The sequence below is a fragment of the Pararhizobium sp. DWP3-4 genome, from assembly GCF_049898205.1.
GTDB lineage: Bacteria > Pseudomonadota > Alphaproteobacteria > Rhizobiales > Rhizobiaceae > Pararhizobium.
In genome coordinates this window covers 1,019,432-1,037,502 of the sequence record NZ_JAFCXF010000001.1, presented here as the reverse complement: position 1 = coordinate 1,037,502, position 18,071 = coordinate 1,019,432, and the positions used below count along the sequence as shown (strand labels likewise).

Here is an 18,071-nt window from a genome sequence, read left to right as displayed (position 1 = left end):
CAGCATGACCAAGGACAAAGCAGTCGAAGCGCTCGCCGTTCGTGTCACCGAACTGGAAATGACAGCACCACCAAAGCAAAGCCTTCCGGTACCGGTGAATATCCAGACCGCCATCATGCGCGTGCCGGAAATTCCGTTGCCCTTCTATCGCTTCCTCTATCTCCAGGTTGGCAAGCGCTGGAACTGGGTCGACCGGCTGCGGATGAGCGACACCGACCTGACCGGCCTCTTGCACGACAAGCGCAATACCGTGACCGTGCTTTACGTCAATGGCGCGCCGGCCGGTTTCTTCGAGCTGCTGCAGGTGGATGAGGACACCGTCGAACTCTCCCATTTCGGCATGTTCGAACATGCGCTCGGCCTGGGGCTCGGCAAATGGTTTCTGCTGCAGACTTTATACGCCGCCTGGAACTCGAATCCGAAAACGGTGCGTGTCGCGACCAACACGCTGGATCATCCACGCGCGCTGCAACTCTACCAGCGGTTCGGCTTCTCCCCGGTTTCCACGCATGATGCGTCGGTACAGCCGCTGAGCGATGACGAACTCCTGAAATTCGCGCTCAGTCTCTGATTTGACGGCGGCAAGAATCGGGTGTCTCCCGCTTTGGGTGGATGTTAGTTCCTTCGCTATTGAAAGAGGAGGAACCGATGATCAACCTGCGATACAGGCCGATGCCGAGCGATCTTGCTGCGCGCTACCGCCGCCGCGAAGCCGATGCCTATGGCCTGACACCCGAACTGCATGTCTCCGATGGCCAGGGCATGCCTTGCCGTCATTGCCTCGCCAATATCGCCGATGGCGATCCCTATCTGATTCTTGCCTATCGCCCCTTTCCCGGCCTTCAGCCCTATGCCGAGACCGGGCCGATTTTCCTGCACGCTGAAGAATGCCAGGCTTATACCGGAGGCGAGGCCGTTCCGCCTGTCCTCACGACCAGCAAGGATTATCTGTTGCGTGGCTATGGTGCCGACGATCGGATCGTTTATGGCACCGGCGCCGTAACCCCAGTCGATGCTATTGATTCCCGGGCAGCGGAACTGCTGGAAAGATCCGACGTGGCCTATATCCATGTTCGCTCAGCCCGCAACAACTGTTATCAATGCCGAATAGAGCGCGCATGAAAACGGGGCCGGAAATACCGGCCCCGCCTGGGACAAGGTACCGGCGCTCCTATCAGGCGATCATCAACGCGGCTTCCGGGGCGTAGCTCTCATAACCAAGCGCCTCGGCAACCGCCTTGTTGGTGACGCGACCCCTATGGACGTTGAGCCCGGCGCGCAGATGCCTGTCCTCGGCAATCGCCTTCAGGCCACGGTCTGCCAATTGCAGGCCGTAATAGAGTGTCGCATTGTTCAGCGCATGCGCGGAAGTGACGGGAACCGCGCCCGGCATATTGGCGACGCAGTAATGCACGATACCATCGACTTCGTAGGTCGGATCGGAATGGGTCGTCGCATGCGAGGTTTCGAAGCAGCCGCCCTGGTCGATGGCGACATCGACGATGACGGCGCCTTTCTGCATGCCGGACAGCATTTCGCGCGTCACCAGCTTTGGTGCGGCGGCACCGGGGATCAGCACGGCGCCGATCACCAGATCGGCAGAAAAGACTTCCTCCTCCAGCGCATCGATGGTGGAAAACCGGGTATGGACGCGCCCGGCAAAGAGATCGTCAAGCTGGCGAAGGCGCGGAATGGAACGGTCGAGAATGCTGACGTCAGCGCCGAGGCCGGCTGCCATGCGGGCCGCATGCAGGCCAACCACGCCACCGCCGATGACCGTGACTTTTGCGGGCAGCACGCCCGGAACGCCGCCGAGTAGGATTCCGCGGCCGCCATTGGCTTTTTGTAGCGAGGTGGCGCCGGCCTGGATGGCCAACCGCCCGGCAACTTCCGACATCGGCGCCAGAAGCGGCAGACCGCCACGATCGTCGGTGACGGTTTCATAGGCGATGGCTGTGACGCCGGAGCCAAGCAGTCCCTTGGTCTGATCGGGATCGGGCGCAAGATGCAAATAGGTGTAGAGGATCTGACCGTCGCGAAGCTGCGCCCATTCGGCCGGCTGCGGCTCCTTGACCTTGACGATCATGTCGGATTTTTCGAAAATATCCTTGGCGGTGGCGACGATTTTGGCGCCGGCGGCCCGATAGCTGTCGTCTTCCGCGCCAATACCTGCGCCGGCCTTTGTTTCGATGATTACCTCGTGGCCATGCGCCACATATTCCCTTACCGATCCGGGTGTTAAACCGACACGATATTCATGGTTTTTGATTTCCTTCGGGCAACCGACACGCATCTTCGCGTTCCTCTCCTGTGCAGCTTTCGCCATCATTGTTCTACCAGCGTAGCGAAACAGAAAGAGCACCGCATGTCCTTGCATAATGACAGGGCGATCGCGTAATATTTCGCAGATTATTGCGTTTTTGAAGAAAAATTCGAAGGATATTCGATTGTCGGCAATGGATGCAATTGATGCTGCGATCCTGCGAATTCTGCAGCAGAACGGGCGTATCGCCAACGCGGAGCTGGCCGAAAAGGTCGGCCTGTCGGCTTCCGCCTGCTCGCGCCGGGTCGATATTCTCGAAAAATCCGGCGTCATCAGCGGCTATCATGCGCGCCTGTCGCACAAGGCGCTAGACTACCGCATCATGGTCATCGTCCATATCTCGCTGTCCGGTCAATTTGCCAAGACCCTGACCGAGTTCGAAGCGGCGGTAAAGCTCTGTCCGAACGTGCTGGTCTGCTATCTGATGTCGGGAGAATACGACTATATCCTGCGTGTCGCCGCCAAGGACCTTGAGGACTACGAGCGCATCCACCGGGATTGGCTTTCGGCCCTGCCCCATGTGGTCAAGATCAATTCCAGCTTCTCGCTGCGGGAGGTTATCGACAGGCCAAATGTCGGCGTCTGATTGCCCTTGGTCATGAGTCTCAGGCGTTTCCGACCACGCAATTGCGCCCTCTGCGCTTGGCTTCGTACAGCCGCAAGTCGGCCTTCGACAGCAGATCGCGCGTCGTCGTTCCGTCGGTAGGGGTTGAGGCAATACCGATGCTGACCGTAACAGCAGATTGATCCGACGTCGTCACACCGCCTAGGACACGCAGCCGCAATTGTTCGGCCCGCGACAAGGCGCTGCCGTGATCCAGCCCCTCGCACAGGACGACGAATTCCTCCCCGCCGTAACGGAAAAGGTGATCGTTGGGGCGCAGGCCGGCCTGGATGGCGTCGGTAACGGATTTCAGCACCCGGTCGCCTTCGAGATGGCCGAAGCGGTCGTTGATGCTCTTGAAGTGATCGGCATCGATCATGATCAGGCTGATGACGCTGCCCGACATCACCGCATTGCGGATCAGCCGAGGCGCTTCAAATTCGAAACGGCTGCGATCAAGCACGCCGGTCAGCATGTCGCGTCCCGATCTCGACAACAGATCCTCGTAACGCTCCCGGAATGTCAGTGTGTTGAATATGTCCCCGATTGGCTGCCTTACGACGGACAGCGAGTGACTGGAAAAATGCAGATAGGCGCCCAAAATTAGCGAGTAGAGGATCGCCGCTCCCATCTTGGCAATCCAGCCGCCCCAGAATACCTCGGCCGGCGCGCCATTCAGTGCATGCAGCGCCAAATAGAATCCGGCCTGGTCGAAGGTCAGCACCACGACGCCGCAGATGAGAAAACGCAGCGTGAGAAACCCGCGCGTCCAACGGCCGATCCGCTCATAGAGCAGGATGATCAGCAGCGAATCCAGATAGAGCAGCAGCGTTCCCCACAGCATCAGCCATCCCATCTCGTCGATGAAGGCGAGGTCGGCGCTGCGGTTGGAAACGGCCGATACCGTCTGATGCATTTGCAGAAGCAGGCTGAGTGCGACGGTGATAAAATTGCCAGACAAAAGACCGTAGATCGGCTGACGCACGGTTGCTGCGTCCTCCTTCACGTAGAGCAGAAGGATCATCAGCAGCTTGCCGGCAAACAGCACGGCAGAGCCCGGAGAAATCACGCCGAACGGCAACTGCACATAAAAGACAGCGGCGAGGTAAGTCTCTATGAAATGCAGGACGCCGAGCGCTGCGATGAAGACCCCAAGGCCCAGGCGATGGCGCAGGTGCAGCAATGTGACCATGACTGCGACGTAGACCAGGCCTTCGCAGAGAAAAAGGACAACATTGGTCATCGCCGGATATTCACTCGGATTTCACTGTACGAATCTATAGGCGGCAAATTTAAAGAAACGTTTAGGGTTTGCCGCTGCTTTTCAGGAACGGCGCGATGAAAGCCCGCACAAGAACAGCATCAGTTGCCCAGAGTTAGACCTGCCGGGAGGCAGCGTCGTCGGCAAACAGCGAAGGGCCGTGCTGGTCGATGATCTGACGCGCCTTGCGCAAGGTTGCGTCGATCACGTCCTGCTCCGACGTGAACACATCGGCGCGGATGAACGTGCGGACGCGAACTCCTCCCTCGATTTCCTTTTCGACCGAACCGGCCAGCCTGAACTGGGAACCCTCGCGGATCGGCGTGGCTCGAATCAGGCAGTCGCCATAGGTCTCCGTCTTGCCGGAAGACGCAGCCGTATCGGTGCCGGAGCCTTTGGAAAGGCCAAACAGTTTTGACAGGAATGAAGCCATGCAAAAGACTTAACCATGGCAAACGGGGCTGTCAAAGCCTAAGTTCGCCCATCAGCGCACCAGGCGCAGGTTCGCGGAAAATGGAATGGTAGGGATGATGTGGCGAGCATGACATCGGATTTTCCTGTCACCAAATCGATTGACCCCAGAGCAATTGCCTTTGGATCGGCTGATGAAATCGAAGCATATCTTGGTGCCAGCGAATCAGCCTTCCCCGACATCAGGCCGGGACTGGCCAAGCAGGTCGTCTGGGCCGATCCCATCACAAAGCAGCGGACGCCGCTTGCCATTGTCTACATCCATGGTTTTTCCGCGTCCAAGGGCGAAGTTCGGCCCCTGCCCGATCTCGTGGCGACGGCGCTTAACGCCAACCTGTTTTATACGCGCCTTGCCGGGCATGGCCGCAGCGGCGATGCAATGTCTGAGGCCTCGGTGGACGAATGGCGGGAGGATATGCGTGAAGCACTGGATATCGCCGCGCTTCTCGGTGACGGAACGCTGATCATTGCAACCTCCACCGGCGCGGCTCTGGCCACCTCAGCCCTTTCGCAGCCTTTGTTAGCCGCGCGCGTCAAAGGCGCCGTTTTCCTGGCTCCGAATTTCCGGATCAAGGGCCGTGGTGCGTTTCTGTTGACTGCGCCGCTTGCCGGTCTCAGCGCCCGCCTCTTGCTTGGCCGTAGCCGTTCCTTCGTACCGGTGAACGCCCTTCACGCAGCCTATTGGACAACGGAATATCCAGTTTCTTCGATTCTGCCGGTGGCATCGCTTGTGGCGCAGGTTCGGGCGCTGCCCTTTGAAGAGATATCGACGCCGGTGCTGTTCATTCAATCGGCGCGCGATCAGGTGGTTGATGCGCGGCAAACATCTGCCGTCGCCGCGCGCTGGGGTGGCCCGGCCGCCATCCTCGACCCCGGTGAAATCGGCGATCCCCATGGTCATGTGCCCGCGGGCGACGCCCTATCGCCAAAGACGACAGACCGGCTTGCAAAAAGCATCATAAATTGGTTTAGTAAAACTAACCAATAATCTGATATATATTCATAATATCAAATCACTAGATTAGCGAGAATCTCGTTATCGGTAATATCCTGATAATGCAGTCCGGCCCGGTCGAAGGCCGCTTTCAGCCTTGGAAAATTCTCCGGATGTTTGGTTTCGATGCCGATCAGGATCGAGCCGAAATTGCGCGCCGATTTCTTCAAATATTCGAACCGGGCGATATCGTCCTCCTCGCCGAGCAGGCCGAGAAAATCCTTCAGGGCGCCGGGGCGCTGCGGCATCCGCAGGATGAAATATTTTTTCAGGCCGGCATGCCGCATTGCCCGTTCCTTGACGTCAGGCAGGCGCTCGAAGTCGAAATTGCCACCGGAAACCACGGCGACAACCGTCTTGCCCTCCAGCGCCGCACGGCCGAGCGTTTCCAGAGCCGTGATCGACAAGGCGCCCGCCGGTTCCAGCACGACGCCTTCGACGTTCAACATGTCGGTGATCGTGACGCAGATGGCATTTTCCGCCAGAAGCAGAACTTGATCTGTTGAGAAATGCTTCAGCGCTTCGAAATTCAGGTCACCGATACGCCCGACTGCAGCGCCATCGACGAAATTATCGACTTGGTCGAGTGTCACCACCGACCCTGTCTCTAAGCTACGGCGCAGGCTCGGCGCGCCCTCCGGCTCACAGAAGATGAAAGCTTCGGCCCGGATACGGTCGTTCAGATAGCCGGTCATGCCGGCCGAAAGGCCGCCGCCGCCGACCGGCATGATCACCAGATCCGGGATGACGCCGTCTGGCAGTTGCTCAACCATCTCGGCGGCCACCGTCGCCTGGCCTTCGATGATATCGGCATGGTCGAACGGCGGCACCATGACACCGGCGATCAGCTCCACATGCTCGCGTGCCGCCTGATAGCACTGGTCGAAGAAGTCGCCGACCAGCTTGATGGTGATGAACTCGCCGCCGAATATCCGCGTCTTGTCGATCTTCTGCTGCGGTGTCGTCACCGGCATGAAGACCACGCCCGGCACGCCAAAATGGCGGCAGACAAAGGCAAACCCTTGCGCGTGATTGCCGGCAGACGCACAGACGAAAGTCTTGCCGGTTCCACCGGTGGCAATCACCTTGCGGAAAAAGTTGAACGCGCCCCTGATCTTGTAGGATCGCACCGGCGAAAGGTCCTCGCGCTTCAGATAGATCGTCGCGCCGTAACGCGCGCTCAGATGATCGTTGAGCTGCAGCGGCGTTGCCGGGAACAATGCGCGCAAAGCCTCGACGGCATTATCAACGTCCTGCTTCATGGAATGCGGTCTTTCGTTCGGGTTCGGATCGCCCTGCCTATGCCACATCGCAGCCGGCTAAACCACAGCTATTCGTCATTAAGTGGATTGGATTGCTCACCTTTTTGAGTGTTGGCCCGCCTTGACTCCGGCCGGCAAATGCCGAACATCCGTAACAATGCAGGATCAGGGGAGCGGCAATGCGCAACGGCAATCGAAAAGGCGGCCTGACAGGCGCAATCACCGCAGTCCCTCTCCTGTTGCTGCTGGCCAACCCTGCTCTCTCCGGACCTTTCGCAGAGGCAGCAACGAAGGCCGAAGCGCTGGCAGCAGCCGGCGATACGCTCGGTGCCCATGATGCCATGCGCTCTGCAATCAGCGCATTTTCAGCGACGTTACCCTTTTCCGTCGGCAAAGCGGTGTTCGTTGCAGCTCCTCCCATCGGTTACGCCATGTATGAGCAAAAGCCACAGCCGGTGTTCAAGCCGGGCGAAGCCCTCATCTCCTATGTCGAGCCGATAGGCCTGAATTGGAAAACGTCGGCGGTTGCAGGCAAGGTAGAAACGCATTTTACGGTCGATTTGGACATTCTCAGCGCTTCGGGCGAGGTGCTGGGCAATAAAAAGGCTTTTGGCGACTTTACGTTCACCAGCTTTTTCCACAACCAGGAAATCTATGCCACGTTGACCACGGACGTCAGTGGCGCTGCAGCAGGCGATTATGTTCTGCGGTTCCATTTCAACGATCTGAACAGTGGCAAGTCCGCAAGCGTCGATCAGAAGTTCACGATCGCTGCCCCGCCTCCAACGCCGTAACCGCTCAGGCCTTGTTCTTCGATGCTGCGATTTTCTCGATCATAGCCTTCACATCCGCCTCCGCCGCATCGAGCAAGCCTTCGTCGCGGGCGCGGATCACGAGGTCGGTCGAAAACGACGTACCGTCGAATTTCGGATAGGATCCGATGCTTGTCAGGGGATGGGCCTTTTGCACCTCGCCAAGCGGTCCGCCGATATCGCCTTCCCCGAAAGGCGAGCGCACGGTGCGTGATTTGACGACCGTGCCGCTTTGCAGCTGCGGCAGGAGTGCATCCAGCATGGCCTGGAACACCTGTGGTACACCGGCCATGACATGAACGTTGCCGATGATGAACCCGGGCGCTGTCGATACGGCGTTCGGAATATGACGCGCGCCGTTCGGCATGCGTGCCATGCGCCGCCGCGCTTCGGTAAACTCCATGCCGCGCCGCTCGTACATGGCGCCGAGCAATGTCATTGCATCCGGATCGTGAATGCACTCGACGCCAAACGCCCGCGACACCGCGTCGGCGGTAATGTCGTCATGGGTCGGGCCGATGCCACCCGAGGTGAAAACGTAGTCATACTCGGGCCGCAACCCGTTGAGAGCTGCGACGATCGCAGCTTCATCGTCGGCAACGATGCGGACCTCCTTCAGATCGATACCTGCGAGCGTCAGTACATCCGCCAGATGGCCGATATTCTTGTCTTTGGTTCGGCCGGAGAGCAATTCGTCGCCGATGGCGAGCATGGCAGCCGTAACAATTTTTTCGCTGGGCATCGGGAGGTCCTATGTGACGCTGGGATTGTTCAGTCGAAAAATCCGATTGTCTTTTATTCTCGAACAGTCTGTCGCGCGCTTCGCTTCTGACAACGGGCGGGTTAACTGATAAATCTTATCTCCAGCGGCAATCAAGCGGAATTGCCAACTCAAAGGAGAATACGATGGCTAAGGTATTGGTGCTTTATTATTCGGCTTACGGACATATCGAAACCATGGCGTATGCGGTCGCCGAGGGAGCCAAGTCGGCCGGTGCCGACGTGACCGTCAAGCGTGTACCGGAGCTGGTACCGGCCGACGTCGCCAAAGCCTCCCATTTCAAGGTCGATCAGGCAGCCGAAATCGCCACTCCGGATGAACTGGGCGACTACGATGCCATCATCTTCGGCGCCGGCACGCGTTTCGGCACCGTTGCATCGCAGATGCGCAATTTTGTCGATCAGACCGGTGGCCTGTGGATGAAGGGTGCGCTTGTCGGCAAGGTCGGCTCGGTCTTCACCTCCTCTGCAACGCAGCACGGCGGTCAGGAATCGACGATTCTCGGCTTCATTCCCACGCTGATGCACCAGGGCATGGTCGTTGTCGGCCTTCCCTATGCCTTCCAGGGACAGATGGGCGTCGATGAAATCAAGGGCGGTTCCCCCTATGGCGCGTCGACCATCACCGATGGTGACGGTTCGCGCCAGCCGTCGGCAAACGAACTGGAAGCTGCACGCTACCAGGGCGCCCATGTTGCCAAGATCGCCGCCAAACTGTCGGCCTAAGGCGCAAGCGGCACCTACCTGGTTACCGCAGTGAACGTAAAAAGGGCGGCCGCAAGGTCGCCCTTTTTACGTCTGTGCCGGAAAAACGGATGACGGCTGCGGCGGTTGGATAGCCGCTGTGTTTATACGCCCACCGGATAAGTGGCAAACACCGCCGATTTCGTGCTACCTTGGGCCGCCGCGACGCAGGGCAACCGTTGGCAACGCGGATATTAGCGATTGGAACGTATGCCTGTTTTGGCCGTTCCTGTCCGGTCACGTCGACTCCAAGAGATATTGGAATGCGGCGCACTCCAGGGAGTACGAAATGACCAAGGTGATCTATGCAATCGTCGAGCATGACGGCGGATGGGCCTATAAGCTTTCCGACGTCTTTTCCGAGGCCTTCCCGAACCGCGACATGGCAGTAGCGGCGGCTAAAGCTGCGGCAGCGGAACAGCAGGTCGGCGGCGAGGATGAGGAAATCAGTTTTCAGGACCAAAGCGGTCAGTGGCATTTTGAACATGCAGACGGCGGTGATCGGCCGGAAGCCATTGTCGAAGATCAATAGGGGGAGCACGCCAATATCAGCTCGACGCATCCCGTCGCTGGTACGCTGGACCACAATGCCCCTCTCCGGCGCCGAAGAGGGGCTAATTGTTTGGTGCTGAAAACGCCGAGTTTCCCTCCCTCGGCGTCGCTGTTAAAGCGTCACTTCGCAGACGGATCAACCGAAACCGTTGATTAACCTTCATAGGTAGGGTTAATGGCACCCCGCCTGAGGGACCAGTCACAGTTGGGCTGTGATTTACGTTTTACAAGCGAAGCCGCCATCACCTCGGCATTCGCCGGCCCATTGCTGAGGCTTGTCCTTAAGCCGCCTTCGCGGCTCTTTCCTTCGGGAGCTGCCGGGCCTCAAGAAGCGCCATGCAGATCAGATAGCTCAGCATCACATTCTGTTCAGCGTCGGCCAGCAATTTTGCAGCCTGTAGAAGATCCGTGACATGCGTTTTGTCCGACATCGGAAGCCTCACCTTTTCAACGATTGCAGCATCCATAGTAATATTCAATTGTTGTAATTCAACTATAAGTTTTTGCTTATAATTATCGTCAGTTGATTTTTTTGGCAATGCACGCTATGTAACCGCCAATCCTGCAGAAGCCACCTATATCGGTGCGGCCTTGTTCAGCAGGCCCGCCCGCCTGAACCATTCCTCGACACTGGCTTGCACGGCGGCTTTTGCATCATCCAGCGTATCGGCCGATCTAAAATCGTATCGTATCGTACCGTTGCAACCCGACACCATCCATTTCCAACTCGTCTGACCGTCATGCTGCAGCACATAGGCGAGTTCCTGCTGGCCAAGCATACCGGCAAACGAGCGGTTGCGGATCGGTTTCCACGTCAATGGGATTTCTTGCAACATGCGATCACGCCCCAGCTTTTGATTCACATACTAATATAGGTCTGCAGCCGGTTTGGCATAACCCTGTGGTTTGAGGGGTTTTTAGAAATCGACTATTTTTGCTCAACCTGGGCCAAATTCGTCGTCCGGATCGTGTTTTGAAAAACTGCCTATTGACCTTAAAGCCCGAGTGTTTGAAAGGGAAAGCAAGCGGACGTGGCGAAACTGGTAGACGCAAGAGACTTAAAATCTCTCGGAGAGATCTGTACGGGTTCGACCCCCGTCGTCCGCACCACTCCCGAAACCGGATGCCTCGATCAACTGGAGCTTGAGCACATGTCACTTCCTGAAAAAGCATTTCCCGTTTCCTGGGACCAGTTTCATCGTGACGCGCGTGCGCTTGCCTGGCGCCTTGCCGACAATGGCGGCGAATGGAAGGCGATCGTCTGTATCACCCGTGGCGGCCTCGTTCCGGCGGCGATCGTCTGCCGCGAGTTGAACATCCGGCTGATCGAGACCGTCTGCGTCGCCTCTTATCATGACTATGATGCACAGGGGCAGATGTACGTACTCAAGGGCATTTCGGAGGAATTGAAGGCCGATGGCGGCGAAGGCGTTCTGATCATCGACGACCTCACTGACACCGGCAAGACCGCAGCAGTGGTGCGCGCCATGCTGCCCAAGGCCCATTTCGCTGCGGTTTACGCCAAGCCGAAGGGCCGGCCGCAGGTCGATACCTTCGTCACCGAAGTCAGCCAGGATACCTGGATCTATTTCCCCTGGGATATGGGCCTCACCTATCAGGAGCCGATCGCCAAGGGATCGCGCGGCTAACTCAGCATTTTGATGAAGCGGGCACCGCCGCGCGCATACAAGACGTGTTGAATATTCCTGTTTGAACAACGAACTGTTCTGCTAGATTGAACCATATTTCGCGGCGCAATCGCTGCGGAAGCAGGCGCCCAGACGGAATGCCCCAAGGCTTTCTCAACGGATCGCATGACCGCATGGGGAGGACGGATGATCGGGGGCAGGACGTTCTTTCTCGCTGCAGGCGGCGCGGCGCTCTTTCTGATGCAGATCGCGCCGTCGATGGCCGGCGATGCTCATGTCGAGCCGGTTACGGCCTATGTCGAGGCGAATATCCGCGGGTGGATCGAAAACCAGGCCATCATTGAAGCGCTGAACACCCAGAATGTGCTTCACGCCGCCCTTACCCAGGCCGCCATAGACGATCTCGACGCCACGTGGCGCGCAGAATTTTCGAGCAACGTTCATCCGCTGATCGATACGGTCGTCGGTAATCCGTTGTCGATGTTTCTCAAGGAGAAGCAGATCGCCTCGGGTGGCGTCATTACCGAAATTTTCGTCATCGACGCCAAGGGGCTAGCCGTTGGCGAAAGCGAGATCAGTTCCGACTATTGGCAAGGCGACGAACTGAAGTGGCAAAAAACCTATCTTGCCGGAGCCTCGACCCTCTTCGTAGATGCGGCGGAGAAAGATGAATCGACGCAGATGCTGCAATCGCAGGCCAGCTTGACGATCTCCGATCCGAAGACCGGAAAGCCGATCGGTGCCATCACTATCGGTATCAATCTCGACGCCCTCTAGGCTGGCGGCGCGACTTTTTCGAATCAGTTCGCCAAGCCCCATATTTTATTGGGTTTGGCTATGACCGCTGGGCACCATGGTAAATATAGTGTGGTTTCTCACCCGCAAAATTTTGCGAAATTGCCTGCCATGGCGGACAACGCTGGAGGGAACCCGGCGAAGCGTCTGATTTTGCTGGATATGCCCGCTGTCCCCGTTTTCCACAGGTCACACACACAACATCTGGTGTTCGCAATTACGACACAAACCAGCCCTTGACGGACTCGGGTCGAATGCCGTTAATGGTTTCTACGTTGCGGCGGCGGCGGGACCGGAAAGTAACGAGGCCGGTTCATTTCAGAGGAAATCGTCTGTGTCTTCAAAACTGTCCGGTGGATGATCCACCGGTCGTGACGGTTATTTTTTGTGATTTCCCCAGGCGCCAAACACGTCACAAATCGCTGGCGTTAGGAAGTTGTTGATACTATATTTAGTGTTTGCAGCCAAAATCAGCACAAGATACAGGGTTGCCCGGAACGGGTTTCCCATCAGAGCGGAAAACGGAACTGGCTGCGCACCACCTGCTCGGCCGGAAGCGAACAGCTGTGCCCTGAGCCTTTGAAGTGGTTCGGGCATGCGGCAAACAAAGGACAAGGGACAGATGCAGATCGAACGTCGTTTCACCAAGCCAGGCCAGTCGGCCTATGCTGAAATTGAGTTCCGCAAGGCCATCAGCGAGATCAAGAATCCCGATGGCTCTATCGTGTTCCGTCTCGCGGATATCGATGTTCCCGCGCAGTTTTCGCAGGTTGCGGCCGACATTCTCGCGCAAAAATATTTCCGCAAGGCCGGCGTTCCCGCGCGCCTGAAGAAGGTCGAGGAAAATTCCGTTCCGTCCTGGCTGTGGCGCTCGGAAGCCGACCTTGCCGCCATGAAGGATCTGCCGAAGGAAGAGCATTACGGTTCCGAAACCGATGCGCGCCAGGTTTTCGATCGCCTGGCCGGCACGTGGACCTATTGGGGCTGGAAGGGAAATTACTTCGCTTCGGAAGAAGCCGCCCTCGCCTTCCGCGACGAGCTCGCCTACATGCTGGCCACCCAGCGCGTCGCACCGAATTCGCCACAGTGGTTCAACACCGGCCTGCACTGGGCCTATGGCATCGACGGCCCCGGCCAGGGCCATTTCTATGTCGACCCTTTCACCAACAAGCTGGTGAAGTCCAAGTCTTCCTATGAGCATCCGCAGCCACACGCCTGTTTCATCCAGTCGGTCGGCGACGATCTCGTCAACGAAGGCGGCATCATGGACCTGTGGGTGCGTGAAGCCCGTCTGTTCAAATATGGCTCCGGCACCGGTTCCAATTTCTCCTACCTGCGCGGCGAAGGCGAGCGCCTGTCGGGCGGCGGCAAGTCGTCGGGCCTGATGTCGTTCCTGAAGATCGGCGACCGCGCCGCCGGCGCCATCAAGTCGGGCGGCACCACGCGCCGTGCCGCCAAGATGGTCGTCGTCGATATCGATCACCCGGATATCGAGGATTACATCAACTGGAAGGTCAAGGAAGAGCAGAAGGTCGCAGCCCTCGTCACCGGTTCGAAGATCGTTGCCAAGCACCTGAAGGCGATCATGAAGGCCTGCATCAATTGCTCGGCCGAGAACGACGCCTGTTACGATCCCAAGGAAAACCCTGCCCTCAAGCGCGAAATCAAGGCTGCCAAGCAGAGCCAGGTTCCGGAAAACTACGTCAAGCGCGTTATCCAGTTCGCCAAGCAGGGCTACAAGGATATCGAGTTCAAGACCTATGACACCGATTGGGATTCGGAAGCCTATCTCACCGTGTCGGGCCAGAACTCCAACAATTCCGTCTCCCTCAAGGACGACTTTTTGCGCGCGGTGGAAGCGGATGGAAACTGGAACCTCACCGCCCGCAAGGACGGCAAGGTGATGAAGACGCTGAAGGCCCGCGACCTCTGGGAACAGATTTCCCACGCCGCCTGGGCATCGGCTGATCCGGGCCTGCATTTCAACACGACCATGAACGACTGGCACACCTCGCCGGCCGCAGGACCGATCCGTGCATCCAACCCCTGTTCGGAATACATGTTCCTCGACGACACCGCCTGCAACCTTGCCTCGCTGAACCTGCTTCAGTTCAAGGATGCCGCCACCAAGAACATCGACATTGCCGATTACGAGCATGCCGTGCGCCTGTGGACGCTGGTTCTCGAAATCTCTGTCATGATGGCGCAGTTCCCGTCGAAGGAAATCGCCGAGCGCTCCTATGAGTACCGCACGCTGGGTCTCGGCTACGCCAATATCGGCGGCCTGCTGATGTCCTCCGGCATCCCCTATGATTCGACCGAAGGCCGCGCCATTGCCGGTGCCCTGACCGCCATCATGACCGGCGTCTCCTATGCCACCTCGGCCGAAATCGCCGCCAAGCTCGGCCCGTTCCCGGGCTTCAAGCCGAACCGCGAATCGATGCTGCGCGTCATCCGCAACCACCGCCGCGCCGCCCATGGCGAGACACAAGGCTATGAAGGCCTGTCGGTCGATCCGGTGGCGCTGATCCATGGTGAATGCCCGGATCAGGACCTGATCGTTCATGCCAAGGATGCGTGGGACAAGGCCTTGTTGCTCGGCGAAAAGCACGGCTACCGCAATGCCCAGGTCTCGGTCATTGCACCGACAGGCACGATCGGCCTGGTCATGGATTGCGACACGACGGGCATCGAGCCCGATTTCGCGCTGGTGAAATTCAAGAAGCTCGCCGGCGGCGGTTACTTCAAGATCATCAACCGCGCCGTTCCAGAAGCACTGCGCACGCTCGGCTATTCGGAAAGCCAGATCGCCGAGATCGAGGCCTATGCCGTCGGTCACGGCAATATCAACCAGGCTCCGGCGGTCAATCCCGGCTCGCTGAAGGCCAAGGGCTTTACCGACGACAAGATCGCGGCGATCAACGGCGCTACCAAGGCTGCCTTCGACATCAAGTTCGTCTTCAACCAGTGGACGCTCGGCGTCGATTTCCTCAAGGACACGCTGAAGGTTTCCGACGAGCAGCTCGCCGACATGAGCTTCAACCTGCTCGAGCATATCGGCTTCTCGCGGAAGGACATCGAAGCGGCCAACGTGCATGTCTGCGGTGCGATGACGCTGGAAGGCGCACCGTTCCTGAAGAACGAGCACCTGCCCGTGTTCGATTGCGCCAATCCCTGCGGCAAGATCGGCAAGCGCTATCTCTCGGTCGAAAGCCATATCCGCATGATGGCGGCTGCGCAGCCGTTCATCTCCGGGGCGATCTCCAAGACCATCAACATGCCGAACGAGGCGACGGTCGAGGATTGCAAGGCCGCCTACATGCTCTCCTGGAAGCTGGCGCTGAAAGCCAACGCTCTCTACCGCGATGGCTCGAAACTCTCCCAGCCGCTTAACGCCTCGCTGATCGAGGACGATGAGGACGAGGATGCAATGGAGGATTTCCTGGCAGCGCCCGCCGCCGCCCAGGCCGTCACGGTCACTGAAAAGATCATCGAACGCGTCATCGAGCGGGTCACCCGCGAGCGCGAAAAACTGCCGAACCGCCGCCAGGGCTATACCCAGAAGGCGATCGTCGGCGGCCACAAGGTCTATCTGCGCACCGGCGAATTCGGCGATGGCCGCATCGGCGAGATCTTCATCGACATGCACAAGGAAGGCGCTGCCTTCCGGGCGATGATGAACAATTTCGCCATCGCCATCTCGCTCGGCCTGCAATACGGCGTGCCGCTGGAAGAATACGTGGAGGCCTTCACCTTCACCAAGTTCGAGCCGGCCGGCATGGTGCAGGGCAATGACGCGATCAAGAACGCCACGTCGATCCTCGACTACGTGTTCCGCGAACTCGCCGTCTCCTACCTCAACCGCCATGACCTGGCGCATGTCGATACGTCGGATTTCTCCAACACGGCGCTCGGCAAGGGCATCCAGGAAGGCAAGACCAACCTGCTCTCCACCGGCTGGACCCGCGGCCACAAGCCGACGCTGATCCAGGGCGGCCAGATCGACCGCACCTCCGGCGAGCCGAAGGGGGCTGCGACCGCCGCTCCTGCAAAGGCATCGTCGGGCGGAACGGTCACCGCGTTTTCCGGCAGTGCCGCCCGCAAGCTCGAAACGGTCGCCGCCGTCGCGATCTCCACCTCCGAAATCGTCGCCTTCAAGCGCGATTACGAGGAGCGCGCCGTCGAACTCACCGAAGAGATCGCCGACGACGCCAGCACCGAACCGGACGTCACCGCCCTGTTCTCCGACAAGGCCGCCGCCGAAGCCGCCGCCGCCAAGTCGGACGCCAAAAAACTGGAAGCCGCCCGCCGCATCCGCTCGATCGCGCAAGGCTATACGGGCAACATGTGCAGCGAGTGCCAGAATTTTACGATGGTGCGGAATGGCACGTGCGAGAAGTGCGACACGTGTGGTGCGACGAGTGGGTGCAGCTGAGGTGTCTTGAACGGATGCCTTGCAAGGATCATGATCTCCAAGGGCAAAAACCAGAACTGGCAGATTTCCGGGCGATTTTATCGTCCGGAAATTTCCAATTTCTGGTGCAGGCAATGCCCCGGCGCGAATTGCGCGCCCTGTGACCGTTTTGAAAACACACAGAGGTGGCCGAGAGCATGAGGATTGGCATCACATTCGATTTGCGTGAAGACTATGCGCGCGAAGGGTATGACGAGGAACAAACGGCCGAGTTTGACCATGTCGACACCATTTTGGCGATCGATTCCGCCTTGCATTCGCTGGGCCACGAGACAGATCGGATCGGGCACGCCCGCGTCCTTGCAAAGCGATTGGTCGATGGCGACCGGTGGGATCTGATTTTCAATATTGCTGAAGGAATGCACGGCTTTGGCCGCCAGGCTCTGGTGCCGGCACTACTCGATACATACCGGGTGCCCTATACTTTCTCCGATCCGCTCGCTCTTGCGGTTACGCTGCACAAGGCGGCCGCCAAGCGCATCGTTCGAGATCAAGGCCTTTGCACAGCGGATTTTTCGGTGGTCGAGGCTCTGGCGGATGTCCAGCATGTGACGCTGCCATTTCCGCTCTTCATAAAGCCGATCGCCGAAGGCACGAGCAAAGGTATTTCCGCGACATCCAAGGTCGGAAACCGGATCGAGCTGATGCGAGGATGCGAAAGGTTGTTGACGCGTCACTGCCAGCCAGTCCTAGTCGAGCGCTACTTGCCGGGCCGTGAATTCACCGTCGGAATTCTTGGCACAGGATCGGCCTCGACGGTGCTCGGCGTCATGGAGGTGGTATTGCGGGCGGGAGCCGAACCCGAAATTTACTCCTACGAGAATAAAAAGCACTTCGAAGAACGGGTCGAGGCTCGCCTGGCAGTGGATGCCGACGGCCTTGCAGCCGCAGATCTGGCGCTTTCCGCCTGGAAAGGACTCGGTTGTCGAGACGCGGGGCGCATCGACGTGCGATGCGACGTGGACGGCAAGGTAAACTTCCTTGAGGCAAACCCTTTGGCGGGCCTGCATCCAAAAGATTCCGACTTGCCGCTGCTTGCGCGCCTGAAGGGTCTTCCGTACCGCGCATTGATCGAGAGCATCATCGCTTCCGCGTTGAGCCGTGTGGCAAAGAGCGTCGCCTGAATGGCATTGCCCGCTCAGTAAAACCTTATCTTGCAAAAATACCCAATCGCGCCCAAGGTATATTAGCGTATGCCGATGTACTCGTTGGGGCGGCCTGCACATTTCCTTGATCGCTCGGTCAAAAGACGGCCGAATGATCCCACCCTTTCTGCAGAGCCGAACTGACGCCCGGATACGCGTTTATCGTCCGGGTCGAATGCCGCTCAGTGGCTGAAGTGGAAGGGTT

General features: G+C 58.5%; 18 protein-coding genes and 1 tRNA gene. 12 read left to right on the top strand and 7 right to left on the bottom strand.

Features of this window, described 5'->3' with window-relative positions:
* Nucleotides 1–4 precede the first annotated feature (4 nt).
* A complete protein-coding gene (locus ACP7E6_RS04915) occupies nucleotides 5–571 on the top strand; it encodes a GNAT family N-acetyltransferase (protein ID WP_426228415.1) in 567 nt (188 codons plus the stop codon).
* 77 nt (nucleotides 572–648) lie between these two features.
* Entirely contained in the window at nucleotides 649–1,122 is a 474-nt protein-coding gene (locus tag ACP7E6_RS04910; RefSeq protein WP_426228413.1) for a DUF1203 domain-containing protein, read from the top strand.
* 52 nt (nucleotides 1,123–1,174) lie between these two features.
* On the opposite strand, the gene ald is transcribed toward ACP7E6_RS04910, so the two are convergent.
* Nucleotides 1,175–2,293 (bottom strand): alanine dehydrogenase, encoded by a 1,119-nt coding sequence (gene ald / locus ACP7E6_RS04905; protein WP_426228411.1) that lies wholly within the window; start codon nucleotides 2,291–2,293, stop codon nucleotides 1,175–1,177.
* A 154-nt stretch (nucleotides 2,294–2,447) separates the two neighbouring features.
* Between ald and ACP7E6_RS04900 the strand changes: the two genes are divergently transcribed.
* Nucleotides 2,448–2,909 (top strand): Lrp/AsnC family transcriptional regulator, encoded by a 462-nt coding sequence (locus ACP7E6_RS04900; protein WP_426228409.1) that lies wholly within the window; start codon nucleotides 2,448–2,450, stop codon nucleotides 2,907–2,909.
* A gap of 19 nt (nucleotides 2,910–2,928) precedes the next feature.
* Here ACP7E6_RS04900 and ACP7E6_RS04895 read toward each other — a convergent pair whose 3' ends face one another.
* Nucleotides 2,929–4,170 (bottom strand): diguanylate cyclase, encoded by a 1,242-nt coding sequence (locus tag ACP7E6_RS04895; RefSeq protein WP_426228407.1) that lies wholly within the window; start codon nucleotides 4,168–4,170, stop codon nucleotides 2,929–2,931.
* 133 nt (nucleotides 4,171–4,303) lie between these two features.
* On the bottom strand, nucleotides 4,304–4,621 hold the full coding sequence (locus ACP7E6_RS04890) for an HlyU family transcriptional regulator (protein ID WP_426228405.1): 318 nt from the start codon (nucleotides 4,619–4,621) through the stop codon (nucleotides 4,304–4,306).
* Between the two features lie 108 nt (nucleotides 4,622–4,729).
* Between ACP7E6_RS04890 and ACP7E6_RS04885 the strand changes: the two genes are divergently transcribed.
* Complete coding sequence (locus tag ACP7E6_RS04885; RefSeq protein WP_426228403.1) at nucleotides 4,730–5,647, top strand: alpha/beta hydrolase; 918 nt, start codon at nucleotides 4,730–4,732, stop codon at nucleotides 5,645–5,647.
* A gap of 20 nt (nucleotides 5,648–5,667) precedes the next feature.
* On the opposite strand, the gene ilvA is transcribed toward ACP7E6_RS04885, so the two are convergent.
* Nucleotides 5,668–6,915, bottom strand: a complete 1,248-nt coding sequence (gene ilvA / locus ACP7E6_RS04880; RefSeq protein ID WP_426228401.1) for a threonine ammonia-lyase — start codon at nucleotides 6,913–6,915, stop codon at nucleotides 5,668–5,670.
* Nucleotides 6,916–7,094: 179 nt separating this feature from the next.
* Between ilvA and ACP7E6_RS04875 the strand changes: the two genes are divergently transcribed.
* The gene (locus tag ACP7E6_RS04875) at nucleotides 7,095–7,709 is read left to right on the top strand and encodes a hypothetical protein (protein WP_426228399.1); all 615 of its coding nucleotides are present in this window, start codon (nucleotides 7,095–7,097) and stop codon (nucleotides 7,707–7,709) included.
* Nucleotides 7,710–7,713: 4 nt separating this feature from the next.
* Here the strand turns inward: ACP7E6_RS04875 and ACP7E6_RS04870 are convergent, their stop codons facing one another.
* A complete protein-coding gene (locus ACP7E6_RS04870) occupies nucleotides 7,714–8,469 on the bottom strand; it encodes a competence/damage-inducible protein A (RefSeq protein ID WP_426228397.1) in 756 nt (251 codons plus the stop codon).
* Nucleotides 8,470–8,633: 164 nt separating this feature from the next.
* Between ACP7E6_RS04870 and wrbA the strand changes: the two genes are divergently transcribed.
* Both wrbA and ACP7E6_RS04860 read left to right on the top strand, forming a co-directional pair.
* Nucleotides 8,634–9,233 (top strand): NAD(P)H:quinone oxidoreductase, encoded by a 600-nt coding sequence (gene wrbA, locus ACP7E6_RS04865; protein ID WP_426228395.1) that lies wholly within the window; start codon nucleotides 8,634–8,636, stop codon nucleotides 9,231–9,233.
* Between the two features lie 307 nt (nucleotides 9,234–9,540).
* Nucleotides 9,541–9,783 (top strand): DUF2188 domain-containing protein, encoded by a 243-nt coding sequence (locus ACP7E6_RS04860; RefSeq protein ID WP_426228393.1) that lies wholly within the window; start codon nucleotides 9,541–9,543, stop codon nucleotides 9,781–9,783.
* 301 nt (nucleotides 9,784–10,084) lie between these two features.
* Here ACP7E6_RS04860 and ACP7E6_RS04855 read toward each other — a convergent pair whose 3' ends face one another.
* Together ACP7E6_RS04855 and ACP7E6_RS04850 are read right to left on the bottom strand one after the other, a co-directional pair.
* Entirely contained in the window at nucleotides 10,085–10,270 is a 186-nt protein-coding gene (locus ACP7E6_RS04855; RefSeq protein WP_426228391.1) for a hypothetical protein, read from the bottom strand.
* 108 nt (nucleotides 10,271–10,378) lie between these two features.
* The gene (locus tag ACP7E6_RS04850; RefSeq protein ID WP_426228389.1) at nucleotides 10,379–10,621 is read right to left on the bottom strand and encodes a hypothetical protein; all 243 of its coding nucleotides are present in this window, start codon (nucleotides 10,619–10,621) and stop codon (nucleotides 10,379–10,381) included.
* A gap of 207 nt (nucleotides 10,622–10,828) precedes the next feature.
* Between ACP7E6_RS04850 and ACP7E6_RS04845 the strand changes: the two genes are divergently transcribed.
* The 5 genes from ACP7E6_RS04845 to ACP7E6_RS04825 all read left to right on the top strand — a co-directional run bounded on the left by ACP7E6_RS04845 (nucleotide 10,829) and on the right by ACP7E6_RS04825 (nucleotide 17,845).
* A tRNA-Leu gene (locus ACP7E6_RS04845) sits at nucleotides 10,829–10,913 on the top strand.
* Nucleotides 10,914–10,954: 41 nt separating this feature from the next.
* Nucleotides 10,955–11,452, top strand: coding sequence for a xanthine phosphoribosyltransferase (gene gpt, locus ACP7E6_RS04840; RefSeq protein WP_318411742.1), 498 nt, complete (start codon nucleotides 10,955–10,957; stop codon nucleotides 11,450–11,452).
* A gap of 186 nt (nucleotides 11,453–11,638) precedes the next feature.
* Complete coding sequence (locus ACP7E6_RS04835) at nucleotides 11,639–12,229, top strand: hypothetical protein (RefSeq protein ID WP_426228387.1); 591 nt, start codon at nucleotides 11,639–11,641, stop codon at nucleotides 12,227–12,229.
* Nucleotides 12,230–12,869: 640 nt separating this feature from the next.
* Nucleotides 12,870–16,682 (top strand): vitamin B12-dependent ribonucleotide reductase, encoded by a 3,813-nt coding sequence (locus ACP7E6_RS04830; RefSeq protein ID WP_426228385.1) that lies wholly within the window; start codon nucleotides 12,870–12,872, stop codon nucleotides 16,680–16,682.
* 164 nt (nucleotides 16,683–16,846) lie between these two features.
* Nucleotides 16,847–17,845, top strand: coding sequence for a D-alanine--D-alanine ligase family protein (locus ACP7E6_RS04825; protein ID WP_426228383.1), 999 nt, complete (start codon nucleotides 16,847–16,849; stop codon nucleotides 17,843–17,845).
* Nucleotides 17,846–18,071: the final 226 nt, after the last annotated feature.

Excerpts from the sequence above, each read along its gene's own strand:
- ACP7E6_RS04915 (WP_426228415.1), top strand. The coding sequence starts at position 5 with ATGACCAAGGACAAAGCAGTCGAAGCGCTCGCCGTTCGTGTCACCGAA.
- ACP7E6_RS04910 (WP_426228413.1), top strand. The coding sequence starts at position 649 with ATGATCAACCTGCGATACAGGCCGATGCCGAGCGATCTTGCTGCGCGC.
- ald (WP_426228411.1), bottom strand. The coding sequence starts at position 2,293 with ATGCGTGTCGGTTGCCCGAAGGAAATCAAAAACCATGAATATCGTGTC.
- ACP7E6_RS04895 (WP_426228407.1), bottom strand. The coding sequence starts at position 4,170 with ATGACCAATGTTGTCCTTTTTCTCTGCGAAGGCCTGGTCTACGTCGCA.
- ACP7E6_RS04890 (WP_426228405.1), bottom strand. The coding sequence starts at position 4,621 with ATGGCTTCATTCCTGTCAAAACTGTTTGGCCTTTCCAAAGGCTCCGGC.
- ACP7E6_RS04885 (WP_426228403.1), top strand. The coding sequence starts at position 4,730 with ATGACATCGGATTTTCCTGTCACCAAATCGATTGACCCCAGAGCAATT.
- ilvA (WP_426228401.1), bottom strand. The coding sequence starts at position 6,915 with ATGAAGCAGGACGTTGATAATGCCGTCGAGGCTTTGCGCGCATTGTTC.
- ACP7E6_RS04875 (WP_426228399.1), top strand. The coding sequence starts at position 7,095 with ATGCGCAACGGCAATCGAAAAGGCGGCCTGACAGGCGCAATCACCGCA.
- ACP7E6_RS04870 (WP_426228397.1), bottom strand. The coding sequence starts at position 8,469 with ATGCCCAGCGAAAAAATTGTTACGGCTGCCATGCTCGCCATCGGCGAC.
- wrbA (WP_426228395.1), top strand. The coding sequence starts at position 8,634 with ATGGCTAAGGTATTGGTGCTTTATTATTCGGCTTACGGACATATCGAA.
- ACP7E6_RS04860 (WP_426228393.1), top strand. The coding sequence starts at position 9,541 with ATGACCAAGGTGATCTATGCAATCGTCGAGCATGACGGCGGATGGGCC.
- ACP7E6_RS04855 (WP_426228391.1), bottom strand. The coding sequence starts at position 10,270 with ATGGATGCTGCAATCGTTGAAAAGGTGAGGCTTCCGATGTCGGACAAA.
- gpt (WP_318411742.1), top strand. The coding sequence starts at position 10,955 with ATGTCACTTCCTGAAAAAGCATTTCCCGTTTCCTGGGACCAGTTTCAT.
- ACP7E6_RS04835 (WP_426228387.1), top strand. The coding sequence starts at position 11,639 with ATGATCGGGGGCAGGACGTTCTTTCTCGCTGCAGGCGGCGCGGCGCTC.
- ACP7E6_RS04830 (WP_426228385.1), top strand. The coding sequence starts at position 12,870 with ATGCAGATCGAACGTCGTTTCACCAAGCCAGGCCAGTCGGCCTATGCT.